Source organism: Bacillus sp. JZ105 (assembly GCF_053903125.1).
The window spans coordinates 849,867-872,268 of record NZ_CP096387.1 but is presented as its reverse complement, the minus strand read 5'-3'; the positions used below and the strand labels follow the sequence as shown (position 1 = coordinate 872,268).

The following is a 22,402-nucleotide window of genomic DNA, read 5'->3' as shown; positions in this document are numbered from 1 at the left end:
GCGAGGGTTTGCCCGCGCGCTGAGACTGATTCTGAGAATCGGTCTTATTTTATTTTCTTCATTTTAGGATCCAGTGTGTCTCTTAATCCATCCCCCATCAGGTTAAAGCCTAGAACCGTCAGCATGATCGCTATTCCTGGGAAAAATAATGTCCAGGGGGCTTGAACGAGATAAGGTCTCGCATCGGCGAGCATTTTCCCCCATTCTGGACTTGGCGCCTGTGCACCCAATCCTAAAAAGCCTAAAGCCGCTGCCTCAATAATTGCTGTTCCGATCGCTAGCGTTGCCTGTACGATGACCGGCACCATACTATTTGGCAGGATGTGACGCAGCACGATGCGGCGGTGTGACATCCCAACCGCCTTTGCTGCCAGCACGTATTCTTCTTGTTTAATACTCAGCACTTTTGAACGAACGAGCCGTCCAAAGGTTGGGACATTAATAATCGCAATGGCGATAAGGGCATTTTGTAAGGAGGGGCCTAGGATGGAGACAATAGCAATCGCTAATAGAATGCTAGGAAAAGCGAGTAAAATATCAAACAGTCTAGAGATCACAGCATCTAGCACTCTTCCGCCATAGCCTGCTATCAATCCAAGCAGTGTGCCTAAAATGACAGACCCGAGGACCGAGAAGAAGCCGACCCATAAGGAAATCCGCGCTCCATGCACAACTCTTGAAAATATATCTCTGCCGAAATCATCCGTACCAAACCAGTGTGCAGCTGAAGGAGCACTAAATCGCTCACCGAGTGATTGTTCATTGATTCCATAAGGAGCAATGAGCGGTGCAAAGAACGCTAGGATTAGAAATAAAAAGACTATCACACTGCCAATGACCGCCAGCTTGTGCTGAAAGAACTGCTTCACCGATTCAAGAATCAATGATTGAGAGCGTTCATCTTTTGGCTGAGGTGGTTCAAGCTCTTTTTGTGCTTCCATATTGTCACTCTCCCTCCCTAATATTTAATCCTTGGATCAATGACCGCATACAAGATGTCCACAATGAAATTGATCAGAACAAATATAAGCGCAACGACAAGAATGCCTGTTTGAATGACTGGGTAATCACGATAACTGATGGCGTCATATATATACCGGCCAATTCCCGGCCAAGCAAAAATGGTTTCTGTTAAAATCGCTCCACCAAGCAAGAGTCCTGTCTGAAGACCAATAATCGTCAAGATCGGAATGAGCGCATTTTTCAGACCATGCTGATAAATGATGAAAAATGAACGTACTCCTTTTGCTTTTGCTGTTCGAATAAAATCGGAATGAAGCACTTCCAGCATACTTGCCCTTGTAATTCTCGCAATAATCGCAGCAGGAATTGTGGCGAGTGCTGTACTTGGTAAGATCAAATGCTCGATGCTGTCAGCGAATTGATCAAACCGGCCCTGCAAAAGCGTGTCCAGCGTATGAATATACGTGATCGATTCGACTGGGTTCCTTACGTCTTCTCGGCCCGTCGTCGGCAAAATACCTAATTCGATCGAGAACAGCCACTGCCCCATTAAGCCTAACCAGAAAATTGGCATGGACACTCCGATGAGTGCAATAAACATCGCGGCATAATCAAAGAAAGAATGCTTAAACCAAGCACTAATGATTCCGGCATTCACTCCCACGACAATCGCCAGCACCATGGCAAAAAAGGTCAATTCTAACGTCGCAAATAAGTAGGGCTTCATTTCCTGGGCAATCGCCGCTCCTGTTCGAATGGAAGTCCCTAAATTCCCTTTTAAAAGGCCAAGCATATAATGACCGTATTGAACGTACCATGGCTGATCTAAACCGAGCTGGATCGTTAATTGTTCTACTGCCTCTTTCGTTGCCCGCTGTCCTAAGATGACCTGCGCTGGATTTCCAGGTATAAAACGAATAATTGAAAACACGACCAATGTCATTCCGATCAGTACTGGGATGAGCATTCCTGCCCGCTTCATACAATAAGCAAACAAACAGCTTTCACCGCCTTTATCTTTGTTTGATAAGGGAGATACAAGATCCCCCTTATTTGCTTATTCGAAATACACGTCAGTTAAAGCTTCTGAACCAGTTGGATGCGGCTGATAGCCTTTTAAATCATTAGAAGCGGCAAGCATTGGAATCGAATGCACCAATGGAATCCAAGGCGCTTCGTCATGAATGATTTCCTGCGCTTTTTTATACAGCTCATTTCGTTTCTTTTGATCTGTGTCTGTTTGCGCTTCAATAAGAATGTCATGCATTTTATCGTTTTCGAAGAATGTATAGTTGTTACCGCCGATGCTGTCTTTGTCCAGCAGTGTGTAAATGAAATTATCAGGATCACCATTGTCCCCTGTCCAGCCTAATAAGAACACATCTGCTTCCCCTTTACTTGCTTTATCTAAGTAGGTCGCCCAGTCATATGTCACAATTTCTGCTTTGACGCCGACCTTTTCAAAATTTGACTGAATGACTTCCGCCACCTTCATCCCATCTGGCATGTATGGACGCGGTACAGGCATTGCCCAAAGCTTGATGCGAAAGCCGTCAGGGAAGCCCGCTTCTTTTAATAGTTCTTTCGCTTTTTCTGGATCATACGGATATGGCTCAATGTCGTCATTGTAGCCTTCTAAAGCTGGCGGCAATGGATTTTTTGCTGGCTCAGCAAGTCCGCCATAAAATGACTCAATAATCGATTCTTTATCGACCGCATAATTGAGTGCCTGACGAACCAGCTTGTTATCAAGCGGCTTTCTTGTGACAGTCAGTCCGATATAGCCTACGTTCATCGATGGTCTTTCAATGAGCTGGAGTGCTTTGCCGGTTTTAATGCCATCTAAATCTGACGGATTCACGCCATCCATTAAGTCGATCTCGCCTGTTTTAAGGGCATTTAAACGAGCAGAGTTTTCTGGAATGGAGCGGAAGATGATTTGATTCAGCTTTGGTTTATCCTTCTGCCAATAATCCTTGTTTTTTTCTAACACGATACGGTCGTTTTGCTTCCACTCTTTAAACTTGAACGGTCCTGTCCCCACTGGGTTTTCTCTAAATGAATCGCCGCTTTTTTCAACTGCGGCTGGACTGGCGATGCCAAATGGTGACATGGCAATGTTTTTGAGGAATGTCGCCTGCGGGCGCTTTAGCTGAAATTCAATTTCATGCTCGCCTTTGACGATGATGTCTTTAATGACATGCCCTTTATCTTTTTTATAGCCGCCAAACATACCATAGTAAGGGAACTTTTCTGCGTCTCCATTCATCCAGCGCTCAAAATTGAATTTCACTGCTTCTGCGTTAAAGTCTGTACCATCGTGAAATTTCACACCTTTTCTTAAGTAGAACGTGTATGACTTTCCGTCCTTTGCAACATCCCATTCTGTTGCGAGGCCAGGATGGATCGTCGTGTCTTTCTCACCGTAATTCAAAAGCTTTTCAAATATATTCTCTGTGACCTTGAAGGTTTCGCCTTCTGTCGTTGTGATTGGATCTAGTGAAGTGGAATCTCCCCCTCTGCCAAATACGAGGGTATCTTTTGTTGCCTTTTCTTCCGATGTCGGTGAAGACGAGCATCCGCCTAAAAAGAGCGCCAGTGCCAGCACAAAAATGAAACTAGTGAATAACCATGTCTTCTTCATTGTGTTCCTCCTTTTGATATAAATAACACGCGGCCGCGTGCCCCGGTTCTTCCTCATACAAAGCAGGAACTGCTTTCAGGCATTTCTCCCATCTCTTTGGACACCTTTTGTAGAAAGGACAGCCGCCGCGTTCCGTCATTGTGGTCTCTTCTGCTGCCACATCTTGCGCCTCTAGTACGTGATCCATATGTGGAATGGATGTCAGAAGCAGCGATGTATAGGGATGAAGCGGGCTGTGAAACACATCCTCGGCAGGTCCCATCTCGACAATGCGCCCAGCATACATGACGGCGATCCGGTCACTCATATATCTGACAACCCCAAGGTCGTGAGAAATAAACAAATACGTCAGAGAAAGCGTCTTTTGCAATTCAAGCATCAAATTCAAAATTTGCGCTTGAACGGATACATCTAAAGCCGAAACTGGTTCATCGGCAATGACAAGACTTGGGTGTGTAATAAGTGCTCTAGCAATACCGATACGCTGCCTTTGCCCGCCGCTGAATTGATGCGCATAACGTTCCCCGTAAGAAGGATCAAATCCAACAATATGCAGCATCTCTTTTACCCGTTTCCGTCTTTCTGCTTTCGTCCCATGCTGATGGACAATCAGTGGTTCCTCTAAAATATCTTTGATTTTCATTCTTGGATTTAAAGAAGCATATGGATCTTGAAAGATCATTTGAATATCTTTTCTTAAGGAACGCATGTCTCGTTCTTTTAGAAGGGTGATCTCCTGCCCTTTTAATTGAATAGAGCCTGACGTCGGTTCAGTCAATCTCATTAGGCTTTTGCCAAGTGTTGATTTACCGCAGCCTGATTCACCAACAATGCCAAGCGTTTCTCCTTCCTTCACGTGAAAGGACACTTGATTTAAAGCCAAAGTCGATTGTTTATGTTTAGAAAAAAAAGCGGCTGTGTCATACCGTTTTGTCAGCTGATTCACTTGCAAGAGTGGGTGACTCAGTGTCTTCTCCTCCTTCCATTAGAAAACATGCCACGCGGTGATTCTGTTCAATGGATTGTAAGGCTGGATCTTTTTCAAGACATTGCGGCATTTGATATGGGCAGCGTGGTGCAAATTGACAGCCGGACCGGATGGCCCCTGGCTTAGGCACATGACCTGCAATAGAGATGAGTTTTTCTTTTTTCTCTTTAAACGATGGGACTGAGGCGAAAAGACCTTTCGTGTAGGGATGCAGAGGTTTTTGAAAAATACGGTCAACGGTTCCTTCTTCTACAATTCGACCGGCATACATAATCATGACTCGCTGGCATATTTGCCGCACGACACCTAGATCATGGGTAATAAATAAAATAGCAGTGGCCATCTCTTCGTTCAGCTTTTTGAGCAGACGAAGGATTTGCGCTTGGATGGTCACATCAAGTGCAGTTGTCGGTTCATCAGCGATCATGAGCTTTGGATGACAAAGCATTGCCATTGCAATCATGACTCGCTGGCGCATGCCGCCTGATAATTCGTGTGGATATTTTTTCAGCAGCGATTCGGCTTGCTTCAACCCAACTGTTTGAAGCAGGTCAACCGCCTTCGCTTTTGCTTCTTTTTGACCGATTGCTTGATGTGTGAAAAGGGCTTCCGTCATTTGTTTGCCGATGGTCATTAATGGGTTCAGAGAGGTCATAGGCTCTTGGAAAATCATCGAAATGTCATTTCCTCTTATCTCTCGCCACTGTTTCTCTGAAAGTGACAGCAGATTTTGCCCTTCGAAATGAACCTCACCCGTTGTATCGGTTTGCTGATTCAATCCCATTAATGACATGCTTGTGATACTTTTCCCGCAGCCAGATTCGCCCACAATCCCTAACGTTTCTCCTTTTTGAATCGAGAACGAGATGTGATGGACGATGGGCACTTTTTGCTTTTTCTGCTGAAACGCAATGGACAGCTGTTTGACATCTAGCAGCACGTCTTGTTCTTTCACATATTCACCACCCCGTCATACTTTTTAAAATTGTATTGAGACAAGCTGGGAAATATGTCATGTTTTTGACAAGCATAAAAAAGCCTATCCGCTAGAATCGGATAGGCTTCTACTAATTTAATGTTTGAATGGTAAATAAATGACGATAGTGGCTGTCTCGGTTCATTAATTCTTCATGAGTTCCTTTTTCCACAATTTCGCCTTGTTCCATGACCACAATTTGGTCAGCATGTGTAATGGTTGATAATCGGTGTGCAACAATAAAAGTTGTGCGATCCTTCGCCAGCTTTTGCATTGCTTCTTGAATGTAATGCTCACTTTCTAAATCAAGTGCAGACGTCGCTTCGTCTAAAATCAACAGCGGTGGATTTTTAAGAAATACCCTTGCAATGGAAATCCGCTGTTTTTGCCCGCCTGACAGCTTTACGCCCCGTTCTCCTACTTTCGTGTCATATCCTTCAGGAAGAGACATAATAAAATCATGCGCGTTTGCCGCTTTTGCAGCCGACACGATTTTTTCAAAAGATGCTTCTGGGTCACCAACCGCAATATTTTCTTTAATCGTGTCACTGAATAGGAATGTATCCTGCAGCACCATTCCGACTTGATTTCGAAGACTTCTTGCTTTGTACTCTTTGATATCAATGCCGTCAATTTCAAGTGACCCGTTTGTGACATCATAAAACCTTGGAATTAAGCTGACGAGTGTCGACTTCCCTCCGCCGCTCATTCCTACAAGAGCAACCGTTTGTCCTTTTTCTACTTTCAAGGAGATATTGTGCAGAATCTCTTCCTGCGTGTGTTCATAACGAAACGACACATGTTTAAACTCTACCTCTCCTTTTAAATGATTGGCTTCTTTTGCATTCGGCCGGTCTGTGACCTCATATGGCTCATCAATAAACTCAAAGATCCGATCCATTGATGCAACGGACTGGGTTAACGTCGTAGATGAGTTTATGAGACGGCGAATCGGATTATACATCCGGTCAATATAGCCGACAAAGGCGATCATGGTCCCGATCGACAGCGATCCGTTAATTACTGTATAACCCGCAAATGCAATGATTAACAGCGGTGCAATGTCGGTGATGGTATTGACGACAGCAAATGTTTTGGCATTCCAATTCGTATGGTTGATTGCTTTGTTTAAGAAATTTTTGTTTTCATCATGAAAATTCTCTTGTTCATATTCTTCAATCGCAAAGCTGCGAATGACCGGCATTCCTTGAACACGCTCGTGCAAATGCCCTTGCACTTCAGCCAGCGCCTGTGACCGCTCTTTCGTCAGTTTGCGAAGCCGTCCGTAAAAATACTTTACTGCAAACGCGTATAGCGGAAAAATAATGACAGACACGATGGTGAGCTTCAAATCCAGTGTACACATAATAGCGATCACGATCAGTACGGTCATCATATCCAGCCAAATGTTCATGAGACCTGTGATGACAAATTCCTTTGTCTGCTCCACATCGTTGATCACTCTTGAAATAATTTCTCCTGTTCTCGTGTTGGCATAATAACGAAGACTTAGCTTTTGAATATGCGAGAACAGTTTTTCTCGAATATCAAATAATACCTTACTGCCTGTCCACTGAGCGTAGTATTGTCTATAGTATTCAACAGGCGGCCTCAACACTAAAAATAATACGAGCATGATTCCCATTATGATCAGTAGAGATGATGTCTTTTCTTCAGGCGACCCCGAGCCTTGAATAACATCATCAACGACATACTTTAAAAGCAGAGGCAAGGTTAAGGGAATCGAGAACTTAATCATCCCGATGACCATTGTCAATGCAATCTGTTTTTTATACGGTGTTACAAAAGCCATGTAGCGTTTAATGACCCCCATGTAAATCTCCTTCCCAATCGATCAGTGCCTCTTATCCGTACGCAGTCAAAAACCTGTTAGCCTAAAAAGCCAAACAGGTTTTTTGATGCTCTTGCTTATTTTGTATAATGTAAAAAACGTTCATACCACATATCCACAAATTCAGGAGCAAACGGACCTTTCCGCTGGTGAATCCAATGCAGTAATGTATTCAGATGCTCTCTTAAGATACTATCGATTTCTTTTGGATAATTCATCTGCCTCTTATGATCTGCATATTCGTCCTCATCCAAAATATTGTACGTCATGTCTGGAAAGACTTTGACGTCTAAATCGTAATCAATATACTTAATTGCCTCATCATCTGTCGCAAAAGGAGAGCTGATGTTGCAGTAATAATATACCCCATCATCTCTAAGCATCCCAATTACATTAAACCATTGTTTTGCATGGAAATAGCAAATAGCCGGTTCTCTCGTCATCCAAGTACGGCCGTCGGATTCAGTCACCATTGTACGGTCGTTTGCACCAATGATACACAATTCCGTTGCTTTCAGAATGGTGGTTTCATTCCAAATCCTGTGGATCAAGCCATTATGTTTATAGCTTTGAATTTGGATGGTTTCTCCTTCCTTGGGATAGCCCATATTTTCTCCCCTACTTTCTATAACAAACAAACCTAACAGTCCAAAGACCTAATTTCCCAACTAAACATGTCTCTATTATATTATACCGTTACATCATTAAAAAATGAAATGAAAAAGCCATTCAACCCAATTGAACGGCACACTGACTTACATCACGCTAGAACCCTTTTCCATCTGTTTATATGAATTGATGACCTCTTCTGTCTGTTTTGTAAATAAGGTTTGCACTTTTTGCAGTTCCTCACGTTTCTGTTTGATCTGATCACAAAGCCTATGCCACTCTTCTTTTTTTTCATCCTGCAGCAATTGTTTTTCTGTTTCTAAGCATAGATCGAGTTCTCCCTGCACATCGAGCAGCTGATCCATGAGCTGCATTTGTTCTTTTACAAGCTGATCGAAATCAGACATCTAACTCCTCCCTTTTCATCGAATCCACTTTTTGTCTGTATACCATTTCTTGAAAGAAGGAAGAAATCCTTTGACTGTTTATGTAGAGGTTTTACACGTTTTGTCGGATGTTGGTGAGAGGCAAAAGAAAAGCACTTCATTCGTATATGAAGTGCTTTCCTTTGTTTCAGTGATTAGCTGTTTTGTTGTTTGTTTTGCTCAGCTTTTTGGTTGTATTTTTTTACTTGCTGTGCGTCAGTCTCACTAGCAAATTCAGTACCAAATTGACCGCCTTGTGCAGAAGCTTGGTTTTGTTTCTTCACTTGTTGTGCGTTTGTTTTGTTTTGTTGTTGATCCATCATTATCACCTCCACGCACATTAATTTGTGCAGAAGGTGTACATCCTATTCATGATTTTTTTAAACAAGCAAAGAACGTCCGCCATCTACAATAATCGTCTGGCCTCTAATCATGTCTGCTTTGCCTGATACAAGGAATTCCACGCTGTCGACCATGTCTTTAATTTCCACCATTCGGCCGGCAGGTGTGTTTTTCTTCGCATCTTCTAAAAGCTCTTCACGGTTCGGGAAGTGCTTAAGTGCATCTGTATCGATCGCGCCGCCTGATACAGCGTTGACGACGATATTTTTTTGTGAAAGCTCTACAGAAAGGTAACGTGTCAAAGCTTCTAGTGCTGCTTTTGATACGCCGACTACTGTGTAATTTTCAAGGTAGCGGATGGAGCCTAGTGAGCTAATGCTGACGATATGTCCACCGCCGTTTTTCTCCATTAGTTTCGCCGCTTCTTGTCCGCAGAATAACAAAGCTTTCGCATTGATATTCATTGTCCAGTCCCAATGATTTTCTTCAAGGTCCATAATTGGACGCTGAACACCTGATGCCGCATTGTTTACGAATACATCTAAACGGCCAAAGGTTTCGTCAATTTGCTGAAACATGTCTTTGATTTTCTCAGGCTGGCCAACATTGGCTTTGACAACCAATGTTTTAACACCCATCGCTTCAATTTCTTCCGCTGTTTCAAGTGCGGCTTTTTTGCTTCTCGCATAGTTAATGACAATGTCATATCCTTTTTCAGCGAGACGAAGGGCTACTTCTTTCCCTACTCCTCTGCTGCTTCCTGTAATTAATGCACATTTACGTTGACTCATTATGGTTCATCTCCTGATTTGAATAGTTTTCGTTCATTCGCTTCACACTAATAGGAAAGTTCCTATTAGGAGGTTACATTCATGTATGTCGGACGCGATTTAAGCCAGCTTGGCATGATGTCCAAGGATCAATGGAAAGATACTGAGCTTGCTTACTTTCATCATGCTTTCCAACAAATTTTACCTTATTTGAATGAAGAAGGGCAATCGAAGTATCGAGAAATCATTTCTGAAATTGAAGACCGCGGGGGTCTGCACCGAAATGAAGCTGATTATACCCACGGTACAACGGTTAAATACGACTAGGCTGCTCAAGTGCCAGCTTCCAAATTTTTTGGTGTGAGACTGGCAAAGCATACGCCTCAAATTCTTCTGTTGTGACTTTTTTCAGCATCGTGTCATCAGATACAGAGGTAACTCGTCCAAAGAAAACAGAAATATTCCAGATGAGGTGGGTAAATACATGCTGAATGGTGCCTTCTAAATCACCAAGCTCCGCTTGTACACCCGCCTCCTCTTTTAAGAAATCAATCAGCTGCTCTTTTTCCGTTTTTCTTCCCTTCATGGTTTCCATGTTAGGGAATTCCCATAAATTCGCAAGGAGGCCTGTACTTGGCCGCTTATGAATATATAGGTTGCCTGCGTCATCAAATAACACCGCTGCTGCCATTGATTTTGCAGTCGGCTTTTTCTTTTTGCTTTTCACTGGGAGCTCATGCTGAACGCCTTCCTCGAGTGCCGAACAATGCATGTTCACAGGGCAAATGAGACATGCAGGGGATGTTGGAGTGCAAATGAGCGCACCAAGCTCCATCAGCCCTTGATTAAATTCTGACGGCTTTTCCCGGGAAATGAGCTGCTCGACCGCAAACTCGAAGATATTTCTCGTTTTTGGTTTTGCAATATCATCCCATACGGATAAAATACGAGAAATGACCCTCATCACGTTGCCGTCTACCGCAGGATACGGCTTGTTATAGGCGATACTCAGTACTGCGCCGCTCGTATATGGGCCTACACCTTTGAGCTTTGAAAATTGCTCTTTCGTATTAGGGACAACACCCCCGTAGGATTCATATACTTCTTTCACAGCTGCCTGTAAATTACGCACTCTTGAGTAGTAGCCAAGACCTTCCCATGCTTTCATGACCTTTTCTTCATCAGCTAAAGCGAGATCCTTCACCGTCGGAAACTGCTCCATAAACCGGTTGAAATACGGAATGACCGTATCTACTCTCGTTTGCTGAAGCATCACTTCTGATACCCAGACGCGGTATGGATCTTGATTTTCACGCCATGGCAATGTTCGTTGTTCTTTTTCATACCAATCAATTAAATCATGCTGAAATCCCGCAATATCTTTGCGGTCTAGCTTTTCTTGAATGTCTTTCATATCTATACTCCTTCTCATTGGACCGAGGGCTAACGTTCTGAATAGAACCTTATTTGTTGTATACTGTTTGTAGATACGTTAACATGTTACATTAAATCGGGATAAAGCAAAAGTGATTTTGCACATAGTCTTGATTGGAGACGTATACTTTGTATGATTGTTCCTAAGCATGACAACTAGGAGGTAATCAATTGGACACTGGTACTCATGTAGTAATGGGCATTTCTCTTGGGGGACTTGCACTTTTAGATCCAGCCGTCAGCGCAGATCCACACATGGCACACGCCGTGATGATCGCGACCATCGCCGGCTCCCAAGCACCAGACATTGATACTGTGCTAAAACTAAAAAATAATGCGGTTTATATAAGAAATCACCGAGGATTTACACATTCCATTCCGGCTGTACTGTTTTGGTCATTGCTGATTCCGGCTGTGATTTTCCCATTTGTGCCCGGGGCGAATTTACTTCACCTTTGGTTATGGACACTATTAGCCGTTGTCCTTCATGTGTTTGTCGATATTTTCAATGCATACGGCACGCAGGCCATTCGTCCATTTTCGAAGAAATGGGTAGCGCTTGGGATCATTAATACGTTTGATCCGTTTATCTTTTTTACACACCTTGTCGCCATAGTCGTTTGGGCGATTGGCGGACATCCCGGCTATACGTTTATTACGCTGTATGCCGTGATTTTCTGTTACTATATCGTCAGGGTCATCATGCAGCTTCAGATTAAACGTCAGCTGCGTGCACGATTTGATGAAATTGAAGAGATTATCATTTCGCCTACAATGAAGTTCAGACAATGGCGCATTGCCGTGAAATGTAAATCCTCTTTCCATGTTGGGCGCAGCATGAATGGAGAAGTCGTCATTTTAGACACGTTTAACCGGGTGCCGGTCCCTGACACAGAGATTATGAAAATTGCCAAACAAGATGAAAACATTTCAGCATTTCTCTCCTTCTCCCCTGTCTATCGGTGGGAAGTAGATAAATACAAGGATCATTATGAAGTGCGGTTCATTGATTTGCGCTACCGCAGCAAAGGTCACTACCCTTTTGTCGCAATCTGCCATATCGACATGGACCACCAAATCAAAAATTCCTATACCGGCTGGATTTTCAGTGAAGAAAAACTGCAAAAAAAATTAAGACTCGGCTCTGTGTGAGCGAGTCTTTTTTTGTTGTGTAGAGCTTGGATTTAGGTGGATAGATATTTGAATTTATGTAATTCGCAGAAACTGTGAACTATGCATTTATGTTGAGTGCGATACCAGGCTTTCCTGTCTTTTCCCACCATTCACCATTTCAATCCATGCACTCATGTTGAGTGCGACTATTTGAACCTGTCCTTTTCGTCCATCCAAACGAATTTCAATCCACGCACTCATGTAGAGTGCGACCGCATCCGGCATTATCATGCGAGATATTACCTTGAATTTCAATCCACGCACTCATGTAGAGTGCGACTTTTCCCATCTGTGTCTTTCAAATAATGATATTTATTTCAATCCACGCACTCATGTTGAGTGCGACGGGGGAGGTTTTGATTTGAATAAAAAATGGATAAATTTCAATCCACGCACTCATGTAGAGTGCGACAAAGATGGTAAACACCTTGTAATTAACGAAAGTATTTCAATCCACGCACTCATGTAGAGTGCGACAAAACACTAGAACAAATCATACCAAACAACCAAAATTTCAATCCACGCACTCATGTAGAGTGCGACCGAAGCGCCGTTTGAATACTTAGCTAAAAAGGCATTTCAATCCACGCACTCATGTAGAGTGCGACTGCGATTTCCGCCCTAATTATAACATTTTTTAGGGAATGATCGTCAAAACCCTTAATTTTCTATATAGGAATTAAGTTTTCGTCCCTAAAAATATACATTTTTTCTCATTTTTGTCGAATGAAACGGTGCGAATGTTCCAGGGATTTTATGTTCACCTCACATTCGCACCGACTTTTTCTTAGTATGAAATCTATTGAAACTTGTTAATCATACTTCTTTATATTTCAGCAACAATTGAATTCACTTAGATTCATGACTACTGAGGCAGGAGGCAGAGTTATGTTTTCGCAATTATTAATCCACCCACTCATGTAGAGTGCGACATTAGTCTAGGGTTGGCGGGCGTTTTAGTTGGTGATTTCAATCCACGCACTCATATAGAGTGCGACACGGGCAGTTATATAGGCTCACACCAAACGATGATTTCAATCCACGCACTCATATAGAGTGCGACATTGATGCGACTAGATACGCATTTGAGCGTGATATATTTCAATCCACGCACTCATATAGAGTGCGACGCAGCACAGGCTGTAGAGAAGCAGGAACCGGCTAAAATTTCAATCCACGCACTCATATAGAGTGCGACGCGATAGCGGTAAAACCACGCGTCATCATGCTCGAATTTCAATCCACGCACTCATATAGAGTGCGACCTTTAATTGATTTAAATCAATTTGGATCAACAAAATTTCAATCCACGCACTCATATAGAGTGCGACTGCGATTTCCGCCTTAATTATAACATTTTTTAGGAAATGATCGTTAAAATCCTCAAGTTTCTATATAGAATTTTGTTTTCACACTCAAAAATATACATTTTTTCTCATTTTTGTCGAATGAAACGGTGCGAATGTTCCAGGGATTTTATGTTCACCTCACATTCGCACTTAGTCTTATGAAATGACGTCGTCCATTTTAAGTCTTCCATAGCCTGCATTTGTTTTAGCGCCGATTCCTTCGTGTTCTAAAGCTCCTAGTAAGATGGTTTTGGCGAGTTCGAGCCATTCCGCATCTTCTGGTAGATTCTTTTTTGTTTTCAATAGAAGTTGAAAGCGGCCGTTGACCACCGTTAAGAAATGAATCGGTGTTGGTGAGTCATCGTCTCGAGGGGCTGGAACACTTCCCCCTTGATTCACCTTATCTAGCTTGACGCTGTTGTAGTCTGAATGATGTGGTGTCATCACATCTACTTTGAATGCTTCCTTTACTGTCTCAGGCATCATGAGCGCATCATGAAATTCGATCATGCCAGCACGTTCGTTTGTTCCAAACAATGTGTTGTAATCACTACCACCTTGTTTTAGTTCTTCAAAGTTTTCACCTAATACAGAATGGGCATAATGAGAGGCTACGCCTTTTAAAGCTGTTCCTGGTAAATAAGGAATGCCGTATATCGGGTGTAATAACAATCCCGTTTCAAGTACACCCTCTCCTCCATGTCCAATGACTAACGGCGATATGGACTTGACTAGGCATGTGGGGTTCGTATCGGTATAATATTGCTCCACAAATCTTTCATACAAAAAGCGATTTTCCCCCCACTGTTCTTGATGTAAACTAATCACATTTTCATAAAATGACTGCTTCTTCGAACTGTCCTTTATGATGTCCGACAATGTAGAACCACCAATCTCCCATTTGCTTTTGTTTAAGGTTAATGACAGATTCATTGGATGTCCTCCACATTTTCCGCCCCTTGTTCCACCTTTAAAATAGATTCCGCATATCTTTTTAACCAAACAGATGCACTTAAAGCTTGTCTTGATTTGATTAAGTAATCTCGATTGGAAGCTGACCAATCCCCTTGTATATCTAGTGTTTCTTTTACATCCTGAACGAATTGTTGATAAGCATTTCCTTTTTTTGATTTTGCCTCAAAAAATGTAATGGTGAGCCTTAATCCATTTGTTAAGATCATTGAGGCGAATCTGTGACAGAGTTGTCCATATTGATTTGAGAAATTCTCCTCATTCGTTTTGGCATTCATCACATGTTGATACGCTTTCTCAGCATATTGATGTTGAATGAGTTTCATGATCCTTCCCCTCCTGTCATGCGCCAGGATACTCTTCCTTTACCTACGTTTGTGTTTCCACCTAATTGAAGATACATCTGTTTTTCTAGTTGATTTAAAAGTTGATGTCTAACGGATAAATCATTGCTTCCATCGACACGATCACACCACATGAGCCCATAAAATATGGCTTCTGCTGGTACATACTCTTCATACCAGAGAGCACCTTTACTAACTGTTTGGGTTTCATGATCAATTCTAATACGAGGTGTCACTTCAGAATTCATGGTGACAATGTATTGAAAAACGTCATCACTTACAATCACAAATCGTTCTATCCAAAGAGTTTGTGATTGTTTATCGTCGAATAAAAGTTTGGCCATCTGTTCAGCAAAATCGGTTAGTTGTGGAGATTTTTTTGCAGCCCCTTGAAATTCACCTAGATATAATTCGTCATTCTCTACTATTTTAGAATTCATGGTGACTAGCGTGCTTGATTCTTCTATGAGATCAGGGATATCCAGCGTTACGCCTAATGCTTTTGCATCGCGGGCTAATCTTTTCAATATGAGTGGACTTGCCACATATCCAAATGTACCGTATCTACTCGCCACCGGGAATGAAAATAACCGGCCATCTGTCATGACGACTGCTCCTGCGCTTCCATCTTGATCTCCTTGTGTACCAAATACTTTTTGTACGAATGTGTCTTGTCCTTTCGCGCGATAATGTTCACGCTGCACGCCTTTGATACTGCTTCCAGGTATAATCGGCCATTCTGTTACTTTTTCTCGTTGAATGGGCATATCAATCACGCCAACTCCTTCACCCGCTCCAATATGAAGGGGGGATAAACAATGTATCCAAAACCAACGGCTTGCTTCCATCATCTCACTCCTCTTATTCATTCGGTTTCCATGTTCCCCAAAGTGCTAACCCGCAGCCATCTTCACGATCAAACGCTTCTTTGCGCCGGTTACGATCAGATACTGATTGAAGCCACATTTTTTCGGCCAGTTCTGCCGGATCTCCTTCTTCTACTGTAAAGAAGTAAACGCTACCCGCGGGGACTAAGCGGCGGATTGCTTTTTCACGCCCTTTGTCTTTATTTGCTAAACTCCATCCAGAGATAGGCTGCCAATGTGGAACAGATGCCCAAACCAATTTCAGTCGTACATTTGTATCAAATAGTGGTTTTGACATGAGCTGTTCATCCAGCCAGCCGGGCTGCCATCCTTTACTGAAATAAGCAGGTGTCGCCAATATCATGCGAACATACGGCTTGTTCTTAAGCGATTCTTTAATCATATCTGGACATGTCCAATCTTGTTGGTATACATGTGGCCGGTCTTCTATATGAGCCAGCCGCCTTTCACCACCGATTGGGTGAATACCTGAGAAAGGCTTTAATTCTTCTGACTCTTCAGTAGATAACTCTATTCCTGCCTCCAGTTTAAAGTCATCTGGGAATAAGAGCGATTCTGTTGAAAATAGATGCTGATCTTTTGCCTTTTTACTGCCAATTTCCACCTCAATTTGTGTCCGTTCCTGACGCTGTAATGCTGGAATAAATGCCGGTGGTGTTTCCTTTTTGAAAAAATGATTTTCCTTCTGCATGTGTTGGTATTCAGTCAAGGCTTCCTTCACCTGACTCTCATCTACTGCGTCTGTCAGCCAGTTCACCATCCACTTTAGTGATACAAAAGCAGGCGGCGATTTCATTTTTTTACGAGCACCAGCTCCAATTGGCGGCCATAATGCCTCACTAAAACGGCCTGTTTTTCCTGTACCAAAAAAGCCCTGTCCTTCCGACATCATTGGCTTTGGTCTCAATTGATTCATCCCATACTCATCATCGAATAACTCAAGGTCATTAGGCATTGGCACATATAAATGATCATGCCAGCGATATAAAGGACCTCGCACAAGAGATTTTGAATAATAAGAAAGTGGCGTCGTGTGTTTGATTGATTGTCGTTTCTTTGCTAGAGCTGTACGAAGTGTTCCTGCGACCACACTTGGCGGAACATCGTTTAGTGAACGCGCCCGTATACCTGGTACACTTTGAAATGGGCGTGCATCACGAATAAGCAGCGGATCAAGCGGTTGAATGTGAAACCATCTTTCAGGCATGTCCACTTACCTCCTCTAGTTGAAGAGCAATGATCATACATTCAGCGATTGTATGTAATTCTTCTAATGTATTCTTCTTCGGTATATACTTCGCAATCAATTGATCGATCCACTCTTTCGTTTCTTGCTCTGTTTTTGCTTCCGTTTTCTTTTTGAATGCAAGACGGCTTATCTCTAGTGGAATGAGTTCATCTAAAATTTCCGGCTGTTTTCTAAAAGAAGACTGTTCGTATGTTTGATACAGCTCTCGTAAGCCATATGCAAAGCCAGATGTGAAATAAGACTGTTTTAACCACGTCGTCATCTCTTGGATAGAGGCCACTGGATCTATTTGAAATGAGACTGAGATATTCATTGTGTCTCCTCCGCCTCGCTTTTGGAAATGAATCGCTAATGAATTTCGCTCTTGTTTTGCATATTGTTCTGCCTGACGTGCCATGCTTCTTACTTCTTCAAGAGGCTCAAGCATATGAACGATGGCGATTCCAATTGAAATCGAAGGAGGTATTTCACTATGTTGATGAGCCTTCATCGTTGAAACAAATTTACTTTGCAATTTCCCAGCTGCTTCTAAGCATTTGTGAACCGGTACATAAGCCATGACATCATCTCCACCACCATAAATCAATGTACCTTCACATTCGGAAATAATCTCACTTGCCTTTGAAGCAAAAGTTGAGAGCGTGTTAGAAAATGCAATATGACTTTCTACATGCTGTATATTTCGTAGTTGGCTGCCCATCTTATCTCCATCCGCCATGAGAAAGGCATAGTAAGGTGAAGGTGCTGGTGGTTTAATCGGCTGGCCGTGATGCTTGCTGTATTCACCTTTGAAATATTTTTCAAGCAGCTGTGTGATGTCATTTTTCGCTTCTGTTCGTGTGGTCCCGACAAGTCCACGTTGTTCAAGATAATCTTCTATTCTTCTTTCATAAAAAAGCGATGCCTCACTCAAATCAATAGGGGCTACTGTCAGATTCATATTCTTAAGATATGTTTCTACATCTTTCACATATTGTGTGGCTGCTTTCTTCATCTGTTCATTTTGGTCCAACATATTTTGATAGGGAGCAAAAGCTTTATCACATACAGATGGAAATGTCATACTCGGATGCTTATGTAAGGACAATCGTTTGATCACTGAAATCGCATCTAATGATTCATGTTCACCAATTCCCCATTTTGCTAGTTGCGCCACTTGCTGTGGTTTTTTTTGCTTTTGGAAAACAGACTCTCGTCCACCGTCAAGTGATGATTTTGGTTCACCGAATAACGCCCCTGGTTCATTTTGTTTAAAATCTCTTAACGTCTTCCGTGCCGCCATTAAACCTTCGACTTCTTGAAGAGCCAAATGATATGGACTTGCGGACGCATTTGCCGCTCTGTCTTGATTTTGCACCTCAGTCCACACAGCATAAAATTCCAATAAATCATCTACTTGTCGATTCCATGTGCCTATTTGAATATAAGGATCCACAATCTCTCTTACAAAATCTGCGTATTCCTTCCATTTGTCATATATTGCTTTTTTCACTTGTCTTGCAACGGATGAAGGCTGTTCGTGTGAGATTTCCCCCAATATTTTATTTGGTGCATTGTTTGGTTCTGCGTTGTTTGGTTCTGCAGAGGATTCGTTGAACACAGGGAAAATAAGCGTTCCACCCAGTTGTTGAAATTTCTTCGCACCTGCTTTACTTAATTCAGAAAGTAGAAAAGAGCCAAACCATAAATCACGCGTCCGCCTTACTTGCGCAATAAATTCTTGAACAGGCCCTATAGAAAATAGCATTAATGTTTGTTTTTTTGATTCTTCTGACAAAATGTTTGCACCTCCTTGCTATGTAAAAAGGCTTGAATCGCCGATGAGTGCGTCCGGCCACTCTCGTCTCGTAATGGATTGTTTGAGTAGGTGGCGGTTGGGTAGATACTTTGTTCATCTGTCACATCAGGCAAAGGCTTTCCTTTCCCTAAAAGCGATAACGCTTCGATCTTTGGTTGCTGCAACACCATCACCATGCCCACCGATTCATTTTGATTAATCGCTAACGGTTTTAAGATGAGTGGTGAAGCCAAACGATTTTTATTTCGCGGGACTAACGTCTTTGTATTAGGCTCCTTTTGAAACCACTTTCTTTTTGCTTTTTCTTCTTTGCTTCGCTTCTTATCTTTTTTCGATTCCTTTTTAAAGTTAAATACAATCGGCATACCAAATTGCGCCCTAGGAAAAGCGATATATCTCTTTGGTTTATTTGAAGGATACGGTAATTGATGATCAGGATGTGACATATTCGCTAGATGACGTATGGAATCTGCCTCAGGCCAATAACTTCTCCCAGCCTCCCCATTTTGGATATTATGTTTTTTACGAAATTCAATGTATGTATCCATTGTTTTCGTCCAGGATAAATGCGTTTGAGAAGCTTTATTCTGTAATCTAAACTCCCAACTGAGTGTTGGCCATTCACGAGATACTTCGGGAATAGAGATAGCATATTGACATACTTTCTCTTTAAACCATTGATCAAATCGCTCCTTACTGACTTCTTGCTCTTTAGGAGAAAATGTTTCACAGTATAAACTCCCACAACCACGTCTCGTTCTTGCACCAAGTCCCCCAAAATTGATCCACGCCCATAGTGCAGCTTCGATTTCATTGCCTAACTTCTTTTTGTCTAGTGAAGTCATTGAAGCACTCTCGGTCAAATAAACATTCATTTTGAAATATCCCATAAACATTTTATTTGGTGTTTTTTGAAAAATATATGTTGGAGGGAATTTGATTTGTTTTTTTTCTTTAAATATTTCTTCAACGATTACTTTAATTAAGCTGCTTTTTTCTGTATGACCAAATATCTCTGCTTCTCGTTTAGATAATTCATTTGCATTCTTGCAAGCAGCTCCTCGAGTTGCACGCCACCAGAAACGAAGATGTCCACGAATCGCACTTTCTCGAATCGGTCTGTCTTGATCAATTGAGTTTGATTGGGGCCCTCCCCCAAACATTGGCGTAACTAAATGAATAGTGAGCGGCTCTTTAAAAAGTTTTTGGTCTTCATGAATTTTCTTGTCAATCGCATGTTTCACATCATGCCAATTGGTTTTGGGTTTACTAGATTCCCTTGTCATGTCGCTCTCCTTTCTTCACTTCGTTATCTGTTTCTGAAATAGCTCGGCATATGCATAGTGAGGGAAAAACATGGGATTGTTAATGAGCATCAGCAATTGATTTAATTGGAAGTTTAGCGTCAACAGATCGTATCCATCAATACGTAAATCGCTGAGTTTGTTTTCATCTAAAAATTTTTCTTCTTCCTTATATCGTTTTTCTTGTTTGAAACAATTTAATTCGTTTGACCACCATCTTAGATGTTCATGTTCATTAGGTACTTTTAGTTGAAATTCATTGCTTTTTTTCATGAGCATAAAATCAAAGGACGCCGCTAATTTAGCTGCTTTACTTGAAATTGTTTGGTCTCCTTCTCTTTTAAAGTTACTTGCTAAAATGAGCAAAGGACGCGTCCTCTTTTGTGTGTTACTTTCACTTGTAAAGTAACCTGTAGCCATTCTAGCAATTCCTGTTGTTTTTGGTGTTAGCCGTTTTATTTTTTCAGACCATTCTTCTAAACCTTTTTCTTTCAAATTTGAACTTTTACATTCTATAGCAACCGCAACCGCCTCAATCGGTATAAACTTCAAAGAATTGTGTTGGAACACATACGGCGTATACTGCTCATCAAATACGGCAATATCGACTTCGTTAGAATGATTTCCTTCTGAGTCAATCATGATGACACCTTGTGCTAACGAATATTTTTTAGGAATGATTTTCCGAAAAAACTCCATCCACATCACTTCTCTAGAATCCCCTGTCAGCCCGCCATGGTTAGAAGCAAAGTCGACTTCTTCGGATATCATGCTGTTTAATCTTTGATAATTCTCTAAGATCAGCTGCTCCACTTTACCGGTTCGCTCCGTTTCACCCAAACCAATTCCTCCTTCATCATTCATTACGAATGGATAAAATTTGAATCTAAATGACTACTTTTCATTTCGACTTATTTTGAGATTTTTTAAGGTTTATTTAGGAAAAAGAAGAAGAAAAAAACATGACTGCAAGGAGTCATGTTTTCACTATACATATGAACAGTCTATTTTGATGGCTTTTGTATCTGAAAGAGGGTGTTGTAAGATCATGATCTCTGAGACATACCCGTTTAAGACATAATCATTTAAAATTACGAACTCATGTAGAGTGCGACTGCGATTTTCGCCCTAATTGTAACATTTTTTAGGAAATGATAGGCAAAATCCTCAAATTTCAATAAGAATTTTGTTTTCCCTTTCATAAAATATACATTTTTTCTCATTTTTGTCGAATAAAAAGGTGCGAATGTCCCGGGGGTTTTATGTTCACCTCACATTCGCACCGAATTTTTCTTAATCCTACTTAAATAAAAACTATTGCTCTTGAAAACATACTTATTTCACTGTTTCCTCAACAGGTTTGAATTCATTTAAAAACATGTCTACTGAGCCAGAGTCATGTTTTTCACCCCTAAATCAAGCTCAACTGTCAACATTTCTTTCAAGCTACCTAATCCATACACTAATGTAAATTGCGACACATAGAAGCACCTGAGCATGGTCACACAATCATTATTTAAATTCACGCACTCATATAGAGTGCGACGTGTGGGATTACATTTCTAACCCTACAAAGCTCATATTTCAATCCACACACTCATGTAGAGTGCGACCGAAAGTATTGATGAGAAATTGCGTTCTATGACAATTTCAATCTACGCACTCATGTAGAGTGCGACCAGCACAAACCATATTCCTAAGTGGATTCAATTATTTCAATCCACGCACTCATGTAGAGTGCGACCAGCACAAACCATATTCCTAAGTGGATTCAATTATTTCAATCCACGCACTCATGTAGAGTGCGACTTATTCCCTAATGCTTTAGCTTTCTCCAGTGATATTTCAATCCACGCACTCATGTAGAGTGCGACGGCATCTCACCTAGCACGTCTCTTGCATAGTGCTATTTCAATCCACGCACTCATGTAGAGTGCGACTGCGATTTCTGCTCTAATTGTAACATTTTTTAGGAAATGATAGGCAAAATCCACAACTTTCAATAAAGAATTTTGTTTTCCCTTTCATAAAATATACATTTTTTCTCATTTTTGTCGAATGAAAAGGTGCGAATGCCCCAGGGATTTTATGTTCACCTCACATTCGCACCGAATCTTTCTTAATCCTATTTAATTAAAAACTATTACTGATGGTAATCATACTTATTTCGCTGTTTCATCAACAGCTTTGAATTCAGTTATGTTTTTCACACCTATATCAAGCGCAATGTCAATATATCTTTCAAGCTACCTTCTGACAAGAATTTTATTCCTCACACTCATATAGAGCGCGACTAAATCAGACGCAAGCTGAACTAATTTTA

General features: G+C 41.6%; 19 protein-coding genes, 1 pseudogene and 3 CRISPR repeat arrays. Of the genes and pseudogenes, 2 read left to right on the top strand and 18 right to left on the bottom strand.

Going from position 1 to position 22,402, the window contains the following annotated elements; genetic code table 11:
• Positions 1-44: 44 nt before the first annotated feature.
• The 10 genes and pseudogenes from M1D81_RS04295 to fabL all read right to left on the bottom strand — a co-directional run bounded on the left by M1D81_RS04295 (position 45) and on the right by fabL (position 9,590).
• On the bottom strand, positions 45-941 hold the full coding sequence (locus M1D81_RS04295; RefSeq protein ID WP_456265525.1) for an ABC transporter permease: 897 nt from the start codon (positions 939-941) through the stop codon (positions 45-47).
• 17 nt (positions 942-958) lie between these two features.
• Positions 959-1,960: an ABC transporter permease gene (locus M1D81_RS04290; protein ID WP_456265526.1), complete on the bottom strand. Its 1,002-nt coding sequence runs from the start codon at positions 1,958-1,960 to the stop codon at positions 959-961.
• 60 nt (positions 1,961-2,020) lie between these two features.
• The gene (locus M1D81_RS04285; protein ID WP_456265527.1) at positions 2,021-3,607 is read right to left on the bottom strand and encodes an ABC transporter substrate-binding protein; all 1,587 of its coding nucleotides are present in this window, start codon (positions 3,605-3,607) and stop codon (positions 2,021-2,023) included.
• The gene (locus tag M1D81_RS04280) at positions 3,582-4,559 is read right to left on the bottom strand and encodes an ABC transporter ATP-binding protein (protein WP_456265528.1); all 978 of its coding nucleotides are present in this window, start codon (positions 4,557-4,559) and stop codon (positions 3,582-3,584) included. The genes M1D81_RS04285 and M1D81_RS04280 overlap by 26 nt, the downstream gene beginning before the upstream one ends.
• A complete protein-coding gene (locus M1D81_RS04275; protein WP_456265529.1) occupies positions 4,528-5,550 on the bottom strand; it encodes an ABC transporter ATP-binding protein in 1,023 nt (340 codons plus the stop codon). Before M1D81_RS04275 ends, M1D81_RS04280 begins: the two co-directional genes overlap by 32 nt.
• Before the next feature lie 112 nt (positions 5,551-5,662).
• Positions 5,663-7,405, bottom strand: a complete 1,743-nt coding sequence (locus tag M1D81_RS04270; protein WP_456265530.1) for an ABC transporter ATP-binding protein — start codon at positions 7,403-7,405, stop codon at positions 5,663-5,665.
• A 95-nt stretch (positions 7,406-7,500) separates the two neighbouring features.
• Positions 7,501-8,031 carry a nucleoside tri-diphosphate phosphatase gene (gene ntdP, locus M1D81_RS04265; protein ID WP_024425209.1) on the bottom strand — a complete coding sequence of 177 codons (531 nt, stop codon included), beginning with the start codon at positions 8,029-8,031 and terminating at the stop codon, positions 7,501-7,503.
• A gap of 147 nt (positions 8,032-8,178) precedes the next feature.
• On the bottom strand, positions 8,179-8,439 hold the full coding sequence (locus tag M1D81_RS04260; RefSeq protein WP_456265531.1) for a YgaB family protein: 261 nt from the start codon (positions 8,437-8,439) through the stop codon (positions 8,179-8,181).
• 173 nt (positions 8,440-8,612) lie between these two features.
• Positions 8,613-8,762, bottom strand: a pseudogene (locus M1D81_RS04255) (gamma-type small acid-soluble spore protein); the annotation flags it as partial.
• 75 nt (positions 8,763-8,837) lie between these two features.
• The gene (gene fabL, locus M1D81_RS04250) at positions 8,838-9,590 is read right to left on the bottom strand and encodes an enoyl-[acyl-carrier-protein] reductase FabL (protein WP_024425211.1); all 753 of its coding nucleotides are present in this window, start codon (positions 9,588-9,590) and stop codon (positions 8,838-8,840) included.
• Between the two features lie 81 nt (positions 9,591-9,671).
• Here fabL and M1D81_RS04245 point away from each other — a divergent pair, with 81 nt between their 5' ends.
• Positions 9,672-9,896: a hypothetical protein gene (locus M1D81_RS04245; protein ID WP_003217808.1), complete on the top strand. Its 225-nt coding sequence runs from the start codon at positions 9,672-9,674 to the stop codon at positions 9,894-9,896.
• On the opposite strand, the gene mutY is transcribed toward M1D81_RS04245, so the two are convergent.
• Positions 9,883-10,983 carry an A/G-specific adenine glycosylase gene (gene mutY / locus M1D81_RS04240; RefSeq protein WP_456265532.1) on the bottom strand — a complete coding sequence of 367 codons (1,101 nt, stop codon included), beginning with the start codon at positions 10,981-10,983 and terminating at the stop codon, positions 9,883-9,885. The genes M1D81_RS04245 and mutY overlap by 14 nt on opposite strands.
• A 191-nt stretch (positions 10,984-11,174) precedes the next feature.
• On the opposite strand from mutY, the gene M1D81_RS04235 reads away from it, so the two are divergent.
• On the top strand, positions 11,175-12,155 hold the full coding sequence (locus tag M1D81_RS04235; protein ID WP_034623275.1) for a metal-dependent hydrolase: 981 nt from the start codon (positions 11,175-11,177) through the stop codon (positions 12,153-12,155).
• Positions 12,156-12,290: 135 nt separating this feature from the next.
• Positions 12,291-12,784: direct repeats of the CRISPR family, unit length 33 nt.
• Between the two features lie 290 nt (positions 12,785-13,074).
• Positions 13,075-13,507: direct repeats of the CRISPR family, unit length 33 nt; unit sequence AATTTCAATCCACGCACTCATATAGAGTGCGAC.
• A 174-nt stretch (positions 13,508-13,681) separates the two neighbouring features.
• Here M1D81_RS04235 and cmr6 read toward each other — a convergent pair.
• From cmr6 to M1D81_RS04200, 7 genes are read right to left on the bottom strand one after another with little or no spacing between them, the layout of a single operon-like run.
• Positions 13,682-14,458 carry a type III-B CRISPR module RAMP protein Cmr6 gene (gene cmr6, locus M1D81_RS04230; protein WP_456265533.1) on the bottom strand — a complete coding sequence of 259 codons (777 nt, stop codon included), beginning with the start codon at positions 14,456-14,458 and terminating at the stop codon, positions 13,682-13,684.
• A complete protein-coding gene (gene cmr5, locus M1D81_RS04225) occupies positions 14,455-14,823 on the bottom strand; it encodes a type III-B CRISPR module-associated protein Cmr5 (RefSeq protein WP_456265534.1) in 369 nt (122 codons plus the stop codon). The genes cmr6 and cmr5 overlap by 4 nt, the downstream gene beginning before the upstream one ends.
• A complete protein-coding gene (cmr4, locus tag M1D81_RS04220) occupies positions 14,820-15,689 on the bottom strand; it encodes a type III-B CRISPR module RAMP protein Cmr4 (RefSeq protein WP_456265535.1) in 870 nt (289 codons plus the stop codon). The genes cmr5 and cmr4 overlap by 4 nt, the downstream gene beginning before the upstream one ends.
• Before the next feature lie 13 nt (positions 15,690-15,702).
• Positions 15,703-16,935, bottom strand: a complete 1,233-nt coding sequence (gene cmr3, locus M1D81_RS04215) for a type III-B CRISPR module-associated protein Cmr3 (RefSeq protein WP_456265536.1) — start codon at positions 16,933-16,935, stop codon at positions 15,703-15,705.
• Positions 16,928-18,754, bottom strand: coding sequence for a type III-B CRISPR-associated protein Cas10/Cmr2 (gene cas10 / locus M1D81_RS04210; RefSeq protein WP_456265537.1), 1,827 nt, complete (start codon positions 18,752-18,754; stop codon positions 16,928-16,930). Before cas10 ends, cmr3 begins: the two co-directional genes overlap by 8 nt.
• Complete coding sequence (gene cmr1 / locus M1D81_RS04205; protein ID WP_456265538.1) at positions 18,724-20,061, bottom strand: type III-B CRISPR module RAMP protein Cmr1; 1,338 nt, start codon at positions 20,059-20,061, stop codon at positions 18,724-18,726. The genes cas10 and cmr1 overlap by 31 nt, the downstream gene beginning before the upstream one ends.
• 15 nt (positions 20,062-20,076) lie before the next feature.
• On the bottom strand, positions 20,077-20,919 hold the full coding sequence (locus tag M1D81_RS04200) for a DUF6602 domain-containing protein (protein ID WP_163115494.1): 843 nt from the start codon (positions 20,917-20,919) through the stop codon (positions 20,077-20,079).
• Positions 20,920-21,592: 673 nt separating this feature from the next.
• A CRISPR array of direct repeats spans positions 21,593-22,019; the repeat unit is 33 nt.
• Positions 22,020-22,402 lie beyond the last annotated feature (383 nt).